Genomic DNA, 14,616 nt, shown 5'->3' with positions numbered 1-14,616 from the left:
ATGACTTTTTGGATGATCATGACGGGGCTGTTTATACTGATTCTTTTGAAGAAACCGTTTGAAAAGAGAAGTTCTGGATTGTTATTTTTGATCAGTTATTTACTGCTGATTGCGGTTTATGTGATTCAGACAACGTTTATGGAACTTGTGCCGAATGGATTTTTGATGATGATTGCGGTGGTTGTCGTTTTTCCTTTGTTTGTTCGGTTGGTGTCTTCTTTGAGAAACCGTACATAAGAAAAGAGATGCCAGATCTGACATCTCTTTTTCTGCTGTGAACCAAGTTCGGTTTTGATCCTTTAAAAGGTTCCAGCATTATTTTTCTAAATCAAGGTTTTGATTTATCCTTTGTTGCATTTTTAGCTTTCTCATCTTCAATTTTACTAACCTCTGCTTTTGCAAGAACCATCTCTTCTAATGCTTTCTTCATCCTAGAATCTATGAAATTCAAATCATCACCGTCTACCTTATCTTGCTTTGCAACCTTTAAAATATCTTTGAAAATCGGCTCTAAGTTGTCATCTGTTTTCACTAAGTAACTATTTACCTTTTTATACGTATCTGGAACTTTGTTTTCATTTTCTTTGGCTTCGTTAAGTAATTCTCGCAGGCTTTCAATTTTCTTCTCAAGTTCACTAGCCCATTCTTTATCATAAACATCATCCATTGGAACTAATGAAAAAAAGAAAGGCATAATTCTATCTTCAAAACGTTTTAAATACCCCTTATACCATGCAGCATATTCTTTATCGGTCATCTTTTCAATTTTTTCTTGTTTTACCGGCGTTTTATTTGACGATGAACCGTTTGCTGCTTCATTTTTACCGCATGCTGTGCTCAGCATCAATGTAAATACTAGAAGAAATATTGAAAGCATTGTCCTTTTGTTTGTCTTCATGTGTGAATTACTCCTTATCCTTTGAGACTTTTTCTACTTCGTCATCGGCTTTGGCTGTTTGATCGTATGCTTTGTCGAGTCTTTTCGAAATGTTATCCAGTGATTCAAGATTAAGATTTTCAAGTGCTTTCGGTGTTTCTTCTACGGCATATTGATATCCTTTGTTTGCTTTTAGCAAATACTCATGTGCTTTTTTATAAGCACCAGGAACGTTTTTCTTTTCATTACCCTCATCAATGACTTTTTGTACATCAAAAAGTGACTTCTCGACAGATCCAAGCCATTCATCATTACCTGCATCAATTGCCACCATCTTTTTAGCAAACGCAAGCATTGTGTCTTCAATATCACTTCTGTAATTTTCATACCACTCGGCATATTCTTTTTCTGCCTTTTGGTTGCTGCACGCTGTACCGAATACCATCAGCACGGCAAGCATAATCATCATTGCGATTAGTGATTTAGTCTTTACTTTATTCACTGAGATAAACTCCTTCTGCATTCCTGCTGTTATTTTCAAGCTTTAAGTTTAATAAAACTCACTCACTAATATATGGTGTAACATCCCTAGATTTCATCGGTTAAAAGATAGTTATATTTAGCTATTCATTCAATTTATTAGTAAAAAGATTCTCATTTGGCTTTTCTGTTAAAAAGTTAAAAAAGCATAAAAAAAAGACGCTATCAATAGCGTCTTTTTGTATTAAATCTTAGTTTTTCATATTGCCAGACCCCGTATCAAGGGTATTCAAACCCTTGATACGGCTGCATTCTAAAAATTTTATGGAGACGGTGGGAGTCGAACCCACGTCCAGAGACATCGATTACTTAAGCGTCTACGAGCATAGTCAACATATTTACGTGTTCACTCATCCTCATGCCTGCTGACGGGCGCTTGGAGAGCTAGTCTGATGAATCTCTTCTTACGTCCTCAGACGGAAACGTAAGCGTAGCCTACTTCATTGGGCTCCTCACAGACACATAGGCGATGTCAGGAAGAGCTCGCTGCGCTTATTAGGCAGCTAGTGCTAAGTTTTGGTTAAAACTTTTAGTTTTGCCAGTTACATTTAAGTGCGTGTTAACGAGATCGCCTCTCGGCTCGCAGCCTAAGCTCGAACCATCCCTGTCGAATCCGTAACGTCCCCTTGTAAAAGGGTTATACGGGATGGAAGTTCAGCTTCACTGCTTCCGTATATAACTATTATAACAATCTCATCGCCCGAAACAACTGGTGGTTTCTGTAAAAACAGCGATGATTGTTTATTGCATAACATATTGTAGCATAATGCTTCCGCTCTCAGCAAGCCATCTGCATCAGGCTAGAATTGCTTTTGACGATCGCGGAAGGCACGTTCAATTTCACGTTTTGCATCTTTTTTCTTCAGATCTTCACGTTTATCGTATTTCTTCTTCCCTTTTCCGATTCCGATCAGCACTTTGGCAAAGCCATTTTTCAAATATAGTTTCAGAGGCACAAGTGAGTATCCCTCTTCCTTTGTCGCACCAATCAATTTGCTGATTTGCTTGCGATGAAGAAGCAGTTTTCTCGTTCTCAGCGGATCATGGTTATAACGGTTCCCCTGTTCGTATGGGCTCACGTGCATGTTATGAAGAAACACTTCTCCTCGCTCGATTTTGGCAAAGGAATCCTTTAAATTCACTTTTCCAGCACGAATCGATTTGATTTCAGTTCCTTGTAATACAAGGCCGGCTTCATATGTTTCTTCTATAAAATAATCATGATTTGCTTTTTTGTTTTGGGAAACAACCTTTCCCTCTCCCTTTGGCATTGGCGTACACCCTCCTTTTGACACAAACACGGTCCAAATCGTACGGATTATTTTATCAAACAATCCAGCTTTCGACAATGCTGACGCCATGTGGTCAAAAAGCAAATAGAGCGTGATGCCCTATTTGCTTTTTGGCACGTTACTTTTTCTTTTTACGTTTTTGTTTCGGTGCGTTTTCAAATACGCGTTTTTTCTTTTTCTTCTTCTTACGGTTAGTGAACCAGTCGCCGCCTTTAGCGTCTTTTGCCTTATCCCCAGACGCCTTTTGACCCCCGCCACCTTTTTTCGCTGGTGGATCTGTCCGTTTTTTGAACTTGAAATCTTTTGGAGATTTACGGCGAGTGCCTTTCATACCGACGATTTCAAAATCAATTGAGTGCTCATCTTTATTAACATTAACGACTTTGACAGTGATTTCGTCACCGATACGGTAGACATTCCCTGTACGTTCACCGATCATGGCAAAGTGCTGTTCATCAAAGCGATAATAGTCGTCTGTCATGTAGCTGACATGGACGAGACCTTCTATCGTATTCGGCAGTTCAACGAATAGTCCAAAGTTCGTCACGGAACTAATCATGCCATCAAACTCTTCACCGATTTTATCTAGCATAAACTCTGCCTTCTTCAGGTCATCTGTTTCACGCTCTGCATCGACTGAGCGGCGCTCCATCGTGGAGGCATGATCTGCGATTTCAGGCAGCAGCTGGCCCCACTTCTCTAGGGTTGCTTCATCTGTCTTTTTCTGAATCAAATAGGTTCTAATCAGTCTATGCACGATTAAATCCGGATAACGGCGGATCGGTGATGTGAAGTGTGTATAGAATTCCGTTGATAATCCAAAATGCCCAATGCTTTCTGGATCATACTTCGCCTGTTTCATAGAACGAAGCATCACAGTTTGAATGACGACTTCTTCCGGTTGATCCCTGACAGCATCGAGGACACTTTGAAGTGCACGCGGGTGAATGTTCGTTGACGTTCCTTTCACAATGTAGCCAAACGTCGTCACAAACTCTAAAAAGCGCTGAAGTTTCTCAGGATTTGGTTCTTCATGAATTCGGTAAATGAACGGAACATTCATCCAGTGGAAATGCTCTGCAACCGTTTCGTTTGCAACAAGCATGAATTCTTCAATTAATTTCTCTGCAACGGAACGCTCACGAATGACAACGTCCTTCGCTGCGCCTTCATCATCTACAAGCACTTTTGCTTCCTTGAAGTCAAAGTCTACAGCTCCGCGCTCCATTCGTTTGTCACGAAGAATCTCTGCAAGCTTCTCCATCTCTTGGAACATCGGCACGAGCGGCTCATATTTTTTTAGAAGTTCTTCGTCTTGTTCGACTAAAATCTTATTCACATCGGAATAGGTCATTCTCTCCGTCGTTTTGATCACACTTTGGAAAATCTCGTGTTTGACGACTTTCCCGTTTCGATCAATGACCATTTCACAAGACAGCGTGAGACGATCGACCTTTGGATTTAATGAACATATACCGTTTGACAAACGATGCGGAATCATTGGAATGACGCGGTCAACGAGATACACACTTGTTCCACGTTCATAAGCTTCCTGATCAATAGGAGAATTCTCTGTGACATAATGAGAAACGTCTGCAATGTGCACGCCAAGCTTATATTTGCCATCATCCAGCTTTTGCACAGTTACGGCATCATCTAAGTCCTTCGCATCTGCACCGTCAATTGTCACAATCGTTTCATTGCGCAAGTCGCGTCTGCCTTCAAGGTCTTTTTCATCAATCGTTTCCGGTGTGTCTACTGCCTGCTGAAGTGCTTCTTCTGGGAACTCACCTGGCAGACCGTGTTTATGAATGATCGACAAAATATCGATGCCAGGGTCATTTTTATGACCAAGGATTTCAGTCACTTCACCCTCAGCGCTCATTCTTCCTTCAGGGTAGCTTGTCAGCGTCACAACCACTTTATGACCTTCGACCGCTCCGTTTTTAGCGGACTTTGGAATGAAGATATCGTTTGTGATTTTTTTATCATCAGGGATGACAAAACCAAAGCTTTTCGTTTCTGTGTAGGTACCGACAACCGTCTGAGTATTGCGCTCCAGAATGCGGATAACAGTTCCTTCTTTTTTCGTGCCGTTTGATTTGTGGCTGACACGTACCATGACGGTATCGCCATTCATCGCTGTGCCTAGCTCATTTGGGGGAATGAAAATATCATCCTGTCCAAACTCTTCTGGCGTCACAAATGCAAATCCTTTTGCATGAGCAGACAGCTTTCCTTTTACCAAATTCATTTTTTCTGGTACACCGTAACGATCGCTGCGCGTGCGAACAATGAGTCCTTGATCTTCCAGCGTCACAAGTGCCTTGACGAGCTCTTTATAATCATCAGGATTGGTAATCTCCATCATGACTTCCAGCTCTTGAACGGTTAACGGTTTATACGCTTCTTCTTTCATAAAAGCGAGTAATTCATCCATAAATTCTTCTTTTTGCACACTCTAACCCCCTATATATTTAAATTGACCAATCAAGTGATTCTAAGAATGCATAGACATCCTGATGAACCTTCTCCCGCTCTTTATCAAGCGTGATGACATGGCCTGATTCTTCATACCATTTCAGATGCTTATCATCTGTCTCTACTTCGTTATAAATGATATTCGCACTGTCTGTATTAATCATATGATCGTGACGTGCCTGAACAACAAAAGTAGGTGAATAGATCATGTCGACATTGTTTCTGACATCTGCAATCAGTTCTTGCAGGCTCCTCAGTGTATCCATTGGTGTTTTCTTGAATGCTTCCATTTCTTGTTCAATTTGGTCCTCTGACTTACCCTCAAATTTCTTATAGTTACGGGCATAATCTAGTACACCCTGGTACATGACTTCTTCACTTTTTATGTACATAGGTGCACACATAGGTACAATTCCCTTTACAGGTACAGTGTAACCTAATTTCAATGAAAAAACTCCTCCGAGGGATAGTCCGCAAACCGCAATCTCCTCATAGCCCTCATCTTTTAAGAATTGATAGCCTTCTTCTACATCTTTCCACCAGTCAGTAGGGCCTGTATGGACAAGCTCTTCTGGCGGCACACCGTGTCCTTTATATTGAGGTGCATGACATGTATATCCTCTTTCGTTCAAATAACGGCCAAGCATTCGAACATCGGCTGTATTCCCAGTAAAACCGTGAAGAAGAAGCACCGCCTTTTCTCCACCTTTAAACGTAAATGGTTTTGGTGTAACAACTTTCATGATGTGACTTCCTTTCCTTCTGATATGGTTTATATTTTCCACTTGTATGTATGAAACAAACACAAAAGAGTGCTGATAATAAAAAAAGGTCTGAAAAAAGATCAGACCTTCTGTTACTCGCGCTTTACACGCCTAAATATGCCAATGCGAGTGTTAAGATGAAGAAAAGCACTGACAAAATAACCGTTAATCGGTGAAGAATCAAGTCAAGGCCTCTCGCTTTTTGCTTACCGAAAAGCTGCTCGGCTCCACCTGAAATAGCGCCTGACAGTCCAGCACTTTTACTTGATTGTAGTAATACAACGATGATAAGTGCGATACTGACAATTACGAGTAATGTGATAACAAATGCGTGCATGAAAACACCTCCAGACAAACTGGTACACATAACTTTATTTTACATGAAAACAAGGTGCATGTCACGAAACATCAAAATAAAGATTTCCTATATATTGTCGACTTGATTCGTTATTTTAATTCAATTTCGTTCCAAAGTGCTGATTGCAGCATTTTTATATGCAATTTTCGCTTAAAAACTCAATTTTAATGAGTTGCTTCTTCCTTCAATAGCTGTTTTAATTCTACTAACAAACGTTCAGCTCCTTCAGGACTCAGCATCACGTTCCCATTTCCATAGCTTTTGTTGTACTTCGTCACTTGTCCCGTTAGCAGGCAGCTCTTATCTGCATCATATTTTTTCAGCATAATGGTTTGATCTTCGATGAAAATTTCTAACAGCTGCTCTTCTTTAATATTGAGTACCTTGCGCATTTCTGAGGGCAGAACAATTCTGCCGAGAGAATCAATGTGTCTGACCATTCCAGTCCTTTTCAATGACAATTCCTCCTTGATGATGATATGATGATTTCATTTATTGACTTTTGTCAACATCTTCATAGTAAAATAGATCTTCAAATTTTTTATCAAAGTAATGAATCATTTTACCAATGACAAGCTGTCCTGGTTTTCGGTGACCATTTAATACTCTGCTAAGTGTGGCAGGAGAGATGCCAATTTCATCAGCGAGCTGATTTAAGGACATATCGTTCTCGATCATATACTGCATGACAAAAGTCCGCCTGATCTGAATCTTTTCGACCATCATTACAACCTCCTATGGAATCTATATGTACAGCATGTAAGGCTCTCACATCAAGCAGTTTCATTAACTTATGTCAACACTTTTACCCCTCTGCTATTTCCTTTGGTCAATGATCATACTAAAATAAGTCATATACTGAAATGTGAGGTTCGATGTCATGAATCACTTTGGTGAACAATTACGCATTTTAAGAGAAAATAGAAAAATGTCGGTCAATCAGCTTGCCATGTATTCAGGTGTAAGCGCTGCTGGTATTTCTCGTATTGAAAATGGAAAGCGCGGTGTGCCAAAGCCTTTAACCATAAAAAAATTAGCACACGCCTTGAAGGTGCCTTATGAGGATTTAATGCTGCTTGCCGGTCATATTGAACAGGAACAAGTTCATGAAATGAAACCGAAATATGAGTCCATGTTAAAAATCTATCAAACGGCGCTTCAAAAGGATGTAGAACATCTTCCCATTTTTGACGGGGACAAATGGGAAAGGCTCTCCGCACAAGACATCAGCCAGCTGAATGAATACTTTCTCACGCTCATCAACCAAAAAAGGTGAACAAATAGCGGGGCATAAACCTAATGTACATCCACCATTAACTAATGTCAATATTTTCATGGTGTACTTATTGCCAATAGTCAACAAATCAAGTAAAATAGACATATCGAATCTATAACCATGTGAGGTTTTGCGTTGATGAACTTTGGTGCATATTTAAGAGCATTACGTGAGGAAAAGAAGCTGTCGGTGAACCAATTAGCGATGTATTCTGAGGTCAGCGCTGCCGGTATATCTCGTATTGAAAACGGGAAACGCGGCATTCCGAAACCTCCTACGATTAAAAAGCTAGCTGGTGCGTTAAAGGTACCTTATGAAGACATGATGCAGGCTGCGGGCTATATTGAGGAGGCCGCTTCTGTCCATCATCTCGAGGAAGATGATCTTGCTTTATCCAAAATAAAGGAAGCCGCAGCGCAATATGAACTTACTGATCTCGAAATATTTGATGGTGACATATGGTCAACCCTTTCGAAAAAAGAAATAGAGGACCTCAACCGCTATTTGTTATTTATGTTAAACAGCCGTTCGTCTTCATAAATGTTTAAGCTTTTTGCGCCGATTTATGACAGATTTACGGTATAATGGGTTCAGATTGGAGTGAAGAAAGATGAATCAATCTGACATGTGCCCGCGGTTTGAAAAAGCAGTTGAGTTATTGAGTAAACGCTGGGTGGCACTGATTGTTTTTCAGCTTCTCTCAGGTCAGCAGCGCTTTAGTGAAATTGAGGCAGCTCTGACAAATTTAAGCGGAAGAGTATTATCTGAGAGATTAAAAGAGCTGGAAGCAGCAGGTATTGTAAAACGGGAGGTTTTTGCTGAAACACCCGTGCGCATTGAGTATTCTTTAACAGATATGGGGCGTTCACTTGCACCCGTTTTTGAGGAAATTGCGAAGTGGTCCTCTGAATGGATCACACTTGAATCATAAAATACCAGCATGCGGACCGCCTGATCATCATAAAACAACCTCCCTTACAGATGTAAGGGAGGTTGTGTCTTTTCAACCGCTTAAGCAGATGTGATATTTTTCTCAGCTAACGCTTTTCTTTCTTTTTTCTTGTTTGTCGGGCTTAAATAGCGTTCGAGCCAGCCCATGACAAGGTCAGCAATAATAGCCATGAGTGCAGTTGGAATCGCACCTGCTAAAATGATGGCCGTTCCGTTGGTGGCGTTTGACCCTCTGATGATGATATCACCAAGACCTCCCGCGCCTACAAATGTTCCAATCGCTGTAATACCGATGGCGATGACCAGTGCGGTTCTTAAACCTGCCATAATGACTGATAAAGCAAGCGGTAATTCAACCATTCTCAGCACTTGCCATTTCGTCATCCCCATCGCTTTACCTGATTCTAAATAGGCATGTTCAATACTGACAATGCCTGTGTATGTGTTTCTGATAATCGGCAGAAGCGAATACAGAAAGAGTGATAGGATGACTGTATTTGCGCCAAGTCCTAATACAAGCATCAACACGGAAAGCATCGCTAATGCCGGTATCGTTTGAATGACGTTTGTAATGGCAAAGACCCAATTGCTCAGCTTGCGGTAATGCGCCACAAAGATGCCTACTGGAATCCCGACAATCGCCGCAAACAACACCCCATACGCTGACATGAGAAAATGCCGATAAAATTCTTCTAACACATATGACCCGTTCTGCTGATAATACGTCCATAATTGCTGCAGTGTGTCCATCAGCCGTGACACCTCCCAATCTTACTCAAAGTAATTGTGTTTTTTCAGGAAATTCTTCGCAACGGTTGCTGGTTCTTGAAGCTCCCCGTCGACTTGGTAGTTAAGCTCTTGCATTTGTTCTGTATCGATTTTTCCGATCAGCCTGTTGATCACCTTATCAAGCCCTGGATTCTCTTTTAAGACTTTCTCCGGGACTACTGGCGATGCATCATATGGCGGGAAGAACCGTTTATCATCTTTTAAGATTTTGAGGTTATAGGCTTTGATTCGTCCATCTGTTGAATAAGCAAGCACAATATCCATTTTTTCATTCTTTAGAGCATCATAGACTAAACCAATCTGCATCGGATACGTGTTTCCAAATTTAATCCCGTATGTTTTCACGAACCCATCATAGCCGTCGCCTTTCTTTTTGAGCCAAATATTATCGACTCCAAACCGGTAATTTTTCGCATTCTTTTTCAAATCAGAGACCGTTTCTAACTTGTTTTCCTTCGCCATCTTCTCCGTCACAGCAAAGGCATACGTATTATCAAATCCATAAGAATTAAACCATTTGTAATCATAGCGTTTCTTAAATTCTTTTTGGACGATGTCCATCGCACGCTTCGGGTCTTTTTCCGCTTCCATTCCAAGGGTACTTGTTAAATCCGTGCCTGAATATCTTGTGGCAGAAATGTCGACATCTCCGTTTTCCATTGCTTTCTGCTGCACGGTGTTGGATCCTAAGTTTTTCACAATAGTCGTCTTTTTATCTGTGTAATGTTCGATCATATCGCCAACCATATAGGCCATAATTTCTGATTCGGTAAAGTTCTGTGCTCCAATTCGCAGCGTGCCCCCTGAGGAGCCGGCTAGTCCAGGAAGTGAACAGCCGCTTATCAATAGCAAGCATCCGGCAAGCAGTGCACTGATCCATTTTGTTTTTCGATTCTTCACATAAGCCAACTCCTTATGAAACTTCCTTCAATCCTTTTAAGCCTTCTGGTGTTACTTTTTTCTCCAGCTTCATTAATGATAAGTCGATGATGACTGCTAAAATTGTGACTGGAATCGCACCCGCAATAATGAATTCAGGCTGATACAGCTGAAGTCCAATTAAAATGTAGTCACCTAGACCGCCTCCACCGATAAAGGCCGCAAGTGTTGTCCAGCCAATCAAATAGATCGTTGACGTTCTGACACCTGCCATAATGACCGGTACAGCAAGCGGGAGTTCAACAAGACGAATTTGTTCCCATGTTGTCATCCCGATTCCTTTACCGGATTCAAGCAAGTTTTTGTTCACACCTTGTACCCCGGCATACGTATTTCTTAAAATAGGTAAAACCGAATAGAAAAAGAGAGCAACGATTGCAGGTATTTTCCCAACCCCCAAAATAGGAATAAAAAAGGCAAGAATCGCTAAACTAGGGAGTGTTTGAAAGATATTCACAACACCGATGATAAAACCTGCGCCTCGTTTCATTCGTGTGAGAACCACGCCTAAAGGAACGGCAACAAGAATACCGAGCACGACAGCAATTAAGGAAATATATAAATGCTCCCACATTTTTGTGAGGAGTTCCCCACCATTTTTCTCTAGAAAGTCGATGATTTGATCCATGTGTACACCTCCCTTAATTCATTTCAGTGACAGCCGCCGGCGTATCGTCTCCCCAAATGGAGTCGTACACAACATCTACAAGACTTGCACGTGTCACAATGCCTTTTAAGTGCCCTTCTGCATCCACAACCGGTACATATTTAATGCCGCGTATTAAGATTTTCCGGACAGTGTCTCTTAGAAGTGCCCCTTCTTGTACGGTATAGAACTCTGTATTTAAAATATCACCGACGAAAGCTGCCTTTCTGCGGTTCGCATCGATTGTTTCAATATCGATATAGCCTTTTAGCACATGATGTTCATCTACTACAAGCAAGGAATCGACCCGCTTTTCTCTCATGATGTAGATGGCATCTGTTAATGTTTTTTCAACTGTAATGGTGACTGGTGACGTGTTCATCATTTGTTCTACACGTTCCATATTCGGATTCGATTGAAGCAGACGTTCTTTCCCAATGAATTCTTCTACGAATTCATTGGCTGGGTTCCGCAGAATATCGTCAGGCGTACCTACTTGGACAATCTCTCCATCTTTTAAAATCACAATTCGATCAGCTAGTTTAATGGCTTCGTCCATGTCATGTGTGACGAATACGATGGTTTTATTTAACGTTTTTTGCAGTTTCTTAAATTCTTCCTGCAATGAATCTCGTGTGATTGGATCAAGTGCGCCAAACGGTTCATCCATGAGGATCAGAGGGGGTTCCGCTGCTAGTGCGCGAAGAACACCGATGCGCTGCTGCTGTCCTCCGCTGAGTTCATGAGGATAGCGCTCTAAATATTCCGGTCCCATGTCGACAAGCTTCAACAGTTCACGTGCCCGTTCTTTTCGTTTTTCTTCCGGCCATTTTAACAGCTTCGGAACAAGTGAAATATTTTGTGCGATGGTCATATGGGGAAACAGTCCAATTTGCTGAATCACATAGCCAATTTCTCTTCTTAATTGGACTGGATCTTTTTTCATAATATTTTCTCCCTCGATGAAGATTTTTCCTGAGGAAGGTTCGATAAGTCGGTTGATCATCTTCATGGTTGTTGTCTTACCACAGCCACTTGGTCCAATAAAACAAATAAATTCTCCTTTTGCTATTTCTAAATCAATATTTTTGACAGCCTTTTTTCCGCCTTTATACGTCTTAGATACATTCTCTAGTTTCAGCAAATGAGACACCTCCAATTAGTCGGATCAATATTTTCAGAAAATTTACACCTTATTTATTATAGTGCAAACTTTATAAAATAAAAAGTTTATGATGTGTTTGTATTGCATAACATTTATTTAAAATTTTCAGTTAACGGCCTTATAGATAGAGATCTCTCCTTTTTCCTCCAAATTACGAGCAAATACTCAATATTTATTGTTTTCATCAACAAACAGGTATATGATATATTGTGTTACAAATTGTCAGTCGTGAAGGGATGAATCGGGGAGTGGACAAGCTAGCGTTAGGCGCCATTCAAAAAGCACAGGATCATTATATTGAAAAAGCTGCCGAGAACATGAATGCCTTTGGTCTTTCTTCTACAGTGGGTAGAGTGCTTGGTATCATTCACATGAACCGTAAACCAATGACGCTTGGAGAGCTATCAGAGGCGACAGGCATGAGCAAAACGAGAATGAGTCAAGTCGTTCGAGAAATGCTCGATTTGAATATTGCGGAAAAGGTTTATGAAAAAGGAATACGTAAAGATCTATACGACGTTGAGCAAGATCAATACCAAACGTTTATTTCCTTGTTTGCAGCCAATTGGTCCCGAGTTGTCAGCAAAAACCGCAAGGCACATAAGAAAACGTGCAAGGAATTGCTGGAACTGCTTGAACAGGATGACCTGCCAAAAGAGACAGAGGATAAAATCAATCTACTTCTTTCAGAAATCAAGGAAAGCCTTGATTACTATGATTGGATTAGCCGCTTAATTGAATTCTTTGAAAGTGAAGAAGTGTTTAAGCATGTGCCGAAACCTTAAAAAAAGCTGTTTTATTTTACATCATTGTAGAAAAAAACAGCTTTTTTATATACACTTATTGCATAAACATTGGAAACATTCCTTTTAAGCCTGCGCCGATCATTTCAACTGCTACTACAGCAAGAATTAATCCCATTAACCGCGTCACGACATTCATCTCTGTTTTCCCCATTTTCCGCATAATGAAACTTGAATAATGAAAAGCATAATAGGTCATTGCCAGAACGATGACAATGCCGATTAAAATCGCCAACATATGAAGCATCACTTGACTTCCCGGAGTTAAGCTCATCACTGTAGCGATTGTACCGGGACCAGCGATAATCGGGATCGCCAGCGGCGTAACGGAGACATCAGCCTTCTCTTTGCTTTCTGCCTTTTCTTCAGAATGTGGATTTTGGACATGAGACTCCTTTGCATTCAGCAAATTGTAAGCGATACCAAAAATAAAAATACCTCCGGCGATGCGGAGTGCGTGAATATCGATCCCAAACAATTTGAAAATGAGCCTGCCTGCCAATAAAAAGGCAATCAAAATAATGAAAGAGACCACAATGGCTTTTTTGGCTGTCTGGGAGCGTTCTTTCTCTGTATACCCTTCAGTTAAGGTGATAAAAAGAGGCACGTTTCCAATAGGGTTTGATACAGCAAATAATGAAACCACGACATGAATCATAAAGGAAATCAACAGACACCCTCCTTTTTTTCATAGTGTCTGCCAATCTGATGTGAATATTCCCTTATGATGTTAAAACCTGTATATATTTAACCGATGATAATAAAGGTTTTAAAGAAAGGGGAATGACACATGAAGAAAACGATCACTATCGTCCTTTTATCTGTTGCGGTTTTAGGCGCAGCCGGCTGGATGGTTTGGCAGCAGCAGACCATCAAAGCAGCTGAGGAAAAACATCAGCAAGAAAGCAAAACGAACGATGAGCAGCTTTCAAAGTTAAAATCAGATCAAGCGGATATGAAGCATGAAAACGAAGATCAAAAAAAGAAACTGTCTACCATTACCAAAAAGCTCAAAAACGAAAAGAAAGCCTATCAAAAAGAAGTCAAGCAGCGTAAAGTACTTGAGGCAAAAATCGAGCAGCTTCAAAAAGAGCTGACAGCAGCGAAAGCCGCTGCTCAAGCGAATAAGCAGAGAGCACAGGCTGCAAGGAAACCAACTGTCAAAAAAGACCCAAATGTCACCCACAATCCTCCCTCACAATGGGTACAGGATCAATATGATTGGGGTGTGAAACAAGGGTATATTAAAGAATAGAAAGGATGAAAAAACATGATACAAATTCGGCCATTGTCAGGTGATCAATCTGTCCCTATGGATCTTTTACTCTTAGCTGATCCTTCAAAGGAAAAGGTTCTTACTTATGTGCAATCCGGCTCTTGTTATGCCGCGTATCATGAACAGGACGTGATTGGTGTCTATGTACTTTTACCTCTGTCTCAGCAGACAGTCGAAATCATCAATGTCGCCGTGAAGGAATCATGGCAAGGAAAAGGAATTGGAAAGCAGCTGATCCGCCATGCCATTGCTGAAGCGAAAGCCGCCGGTTTTCACACAGTTGAAATCGGCACAGGCAACTCGAGCATTCAGCAGCTCGCACTTTATCAGAAATGCGGCTTCCGCATGACATCTATTGACCACGATTTCTTTCTTAAGCATTATGATGAACCAATTTTTGAAAATGGCATTCAGTGTATGGATATGGTACGGCTGTCACTCACTTTGCAAGCAGACTGA

20 protein-coding genes and 1 other RNA gene are annotated in these 14,616 nt (G+C 40.9%); 7 read left to right on the top strand and 14 right to left on the bottom strand.

Annotated features, from left to right (window positions below; all coding sequences use genetic code 11):
• On the top strand, positions 1-237 hold the full coding sequence (locus MHI60_RS10855) for a hypothetical protein (protein WP_095409576.1): 237 nt from the start codon (positions 1-3) through the stop codon (positions 235-237).
• Positions 238-328: 91 nt separating this feature from the next.
• Here the strand turns inward: MHI60_RS10855 and MHI60_RS10850 are convergent, their stop codons facing one another.
• The 9 genes from MHI60_RS10850 to MHI60_RS10810 all read right to left on the bottom strand — a co-directional run bounded on the left by MHI60_RS10850 (position 329) and on the right by MHI60_RS10810 (position 7,038).
• Positions 329-898, bottom strand: coding sequence for a hypothetical protein (locus MHI60_RS10850; protein WP_095409577.1), 570 nt, complete (start codon positions 896-898; stop codon positions 329-331).
• 7 nt (positions 899-905) lie between these two features.
• Complete coding sequence (locus tag MHI60_RS10845) at positions 906-1,379, bottom strand: hypothetical protein (protein WP_342502615.1); 474 nt, start codon at positions 1,377-1,379, stop codon at positions 906-908.
• Positions 1,380-1,679: 300 nt separating this feature from the next.
• Positions 1,680-2,043: a transfer-messenger RNA gene (gene ssrA / locus MHI60_RS10840) on the bottom strand.
• A 174-nt stretch (positions 2,044-2,217) separates the two neighbouring features.
• Positions 2,218-2,688 carry an SsrA-binding protein SmpB gene (gene smpB / locus MHI60_RS10835; RefSeq protein ID WP_012011279.1) on the bottom strand — a complete coding sequence of 157 codons (471 nt, stop codon included), beginning with the start codon at positions 2,686-2,688 and terminating at the stop codon, positions 2,218-2,220.
• 139 nt (positions 2,689-2,827) lie between these two features.
• Positions 2,828-5,167 carry a ribonuclease R gene (gene rnr, locus MHI60_RS10830; protein WP_144483525.1) on the bottom strand — a complete coding sequence of 780 codons (2,340 nt, stop codon included), beginning with the start codon at positions 5,165-5,167 and terminating at the stop codon, positions 2,828-2,830.
• Positions 5,168-5,186: 19 nt separating this feature from the next.
• Entirely contained in the window at positions 5,187-5,933 is a 747-nt protein-coding gene (locus MHI60_RS10825) for a carboxylesterase (protein ID WP_095409579.1), read from the bottom strand.
• 124 nt (positions 5,934-6,057) lie between these two features.
• Positions 6,058-6,291, bottom strand: a complete 234-nt coding sequence (gene secG, locus MHI60_RS10820; protein WP_003212746.1) for a preprotein translocase subunit SecG — start codon at positions 6,289-6,291, stop codon at positions 6,058-6,060.
• A 185-nt stretch (positions 6,292-6,476) separates the two neighbouring features.
• Positions 6,477-6,767, bottom strand: coding sequence for an AbrB/MazE/SpoVT family DNA-binding domain-containing protein (locus tag MHI60_RS10815; RefSeq protein WP_024423481.1), 291 nt, complete (start codon positions 6,765-6,767; stop codon positions 6,477-6,479).
• 37 nt (positions 6,768-6,804) lie between these two features.
• Entirely contained in the window at positions 6,805-7,038 is a 234-nt protein-coding gene (locus MHI60_RS10810; RefSeq protein WP_106067294.1) for a helix-turn-helix transcriptional regulator, read from the bottom strand.
• Positions 7,039-7,192: 154 nt separating this feature from the next.
• On the opposite strand from MHI60_RS10810, the gene MHI60_RS10805 reads away from it, so the two are divergent.
• The 3 genes from MHI60_RS10805 (at position 7,193) to MHI60_RS10795 (ending at position 8,519) form a co-directional block, all read left to right on the top strand.
• Complete coding sequence (locus MHI60_RS10805; RefSeq protein ID WP_034280928.1) at positions 7,193-7,588, top strand: helix-turn-helix transcriptional regulator; 396 nt, start codon at positions 7,193-7,195, stop codon at positions 7,586-7,588.
• A 138-nt stretch (positions 7,589-7,726) separates the two neighbouring features.
• Positions 7,727-8,128 carry a transcriptional regulator gene (locus MHI60_RS10800; RefSeq protein WP_144483528.1) on the top strand — a complete coding sequence of 134 codons (402 nt, stop codon included), beginning with the start codon at positions 7,727-7,729 and terminating at the stop codon, positions 8,126-8,128.
• A 70-nt stretch (positions 8,129-8,198) separates the two neighbouring features.
• Entirely contained in the window at positions 8,199-8,519 is a 321-nt protein-coding gene (locus MHI60_RS10795) for a helix-turn-helix domain-containing protein (protein WP_024423485.1), read from the top strand.
• Positions 8,520-8,599: 80 nt separating this feature from the next.
• Here the strand turns inward: MHI60_RS10795 and MHI60_RS10790 are convergent, their stop codons facing one another.
• From MHI60_RS10790 to MHI60_RS10775, 4 genes are read right to left on the bottom strand one after another with little or no spacing between them, the layout of a single operon-like run.
• Positions 8,600-9,289 (bottom strand): ABC transporter permease, encoded by a 690-nt coding sequence (locus MHI60_RS10790; protein ID WP_034280931.1) that lies wholly within the window; start codon positions 9,287-9,289, stop codon positions 8,600-8,602.
• A gap of 21 nt (positions 9,290-9,310) precedes the next feature.
• Positions 9,311-10,228, bottom strand: a complete 918-nt coding sequence (locus tag MHI60_RS10785; RefSeq protein ID WP_144483531.1) for an osmoprotectant ABC transporter substrate-binding protein — start codon at positions 10,226-10,228, stop codon at positions 9,311-9,313.
• A 13-nt stretch (positions 10,229-10,241) separates the two neighbouring features.
• On the bottom strand, positions 10,242-10,895 hold the full coding sequence (locus MHI60_RS10780) for an ABC transporter permease (protein WP_024423488.1): 654 nt from the start codon (positions 10,893-10,895) through the stop codon (positions 10,242-10,244).
• Between the two features lie 13 nt (positions 10,896-10,908).
• Positions 10,909-12,057 (bottom strand): betaine/proline/choline family ABC transporter ATP-binding protein, encoded by a 1,149-nt coding sequence (locus tag MHI60_RS10775; RefSeq protein WP_133744561.1) that lies wholly within the window; start codon positions 12,055-12,057, stop codon positions 10,909-10,911.
• A gap of 269 nt (positions 12,058-12,326) precedes the next feature.
• Here MHI60_RS10775 and MHI60_RS10770 point away from each other — a divergent pair, with 269 nt between their 5' ends.
• Complete coding sequence (locus MHI60_RS10770) at positions 12,327-12,863, top strand: GbsR/MarR family transcriptional regulator (protein WP_095410056.1); 537 nt, start codon at positions 12,327-12,329, stop codon at positions 12,861-12,863.
• A gap of 55 nt (positions 12,864-12,918) precedes the next feature.
• On the opposite strand, the gene MHI60_RS10765 is transcribed toward MHI60_RS10770, so the two are convergent.
• Positions 12,919-13,551 carry an NAAT family transporter gene (locus MHI60_RS10765; protein ID WP_095409584.1) on the bottom strand — a complete coding sequence of 211 codons (633 nt, stop codon included), beginning with the start codon at positions 13,549-13,551 and terminating at the stop codon, positions 12,919-12,921.
• Between the two features lie 120 nt (positions 13,552-13,671).
• On the opposite strand from MHI60_RS10765, the gene MHI60_RS10760 reads away from it, so the two are divergent.
• Both MHI60_RS10760 and MHI60_RS10755 read left to right on the top strand, forming a co-directional pair.
• Positions 13,672-14,136 (top strand): hypothetical protein, encoded by a 465-nt coding sequence (locus tag MHI60_RS10760; RefSeq protein WP_144483534.1) that lies wholly within the window; start codon positions 13,672-13,674, stop codon positions 14,134-14,136.
• A 15-nt stretch (positions 14,137-14,151) separates the two neighbouring features.
• Positions 14,152-14,616, top strand: a complete 465-nt coding sequence (locus MHI60_RS10755; protein ID WP_095409586.1) for a GNAT family N-acetyltransferase — start codon at positions 14,152-14,154, stop codon at positions 14,614-14,616.

This window comes from Bacillus sp. FSL K6-3200, assembly GCF_038630485.1.
Lineage (GTDB): Bacteria > Bacillota > Bacilli > Bacillales > Bacillaceae > Bacillus > Bacillus safensis.
The sequence above is the reverse complement of the archived record's forward strand: the minus strand, read 5'-3'. Positions and strand labels throughout refer to the sequence as shown.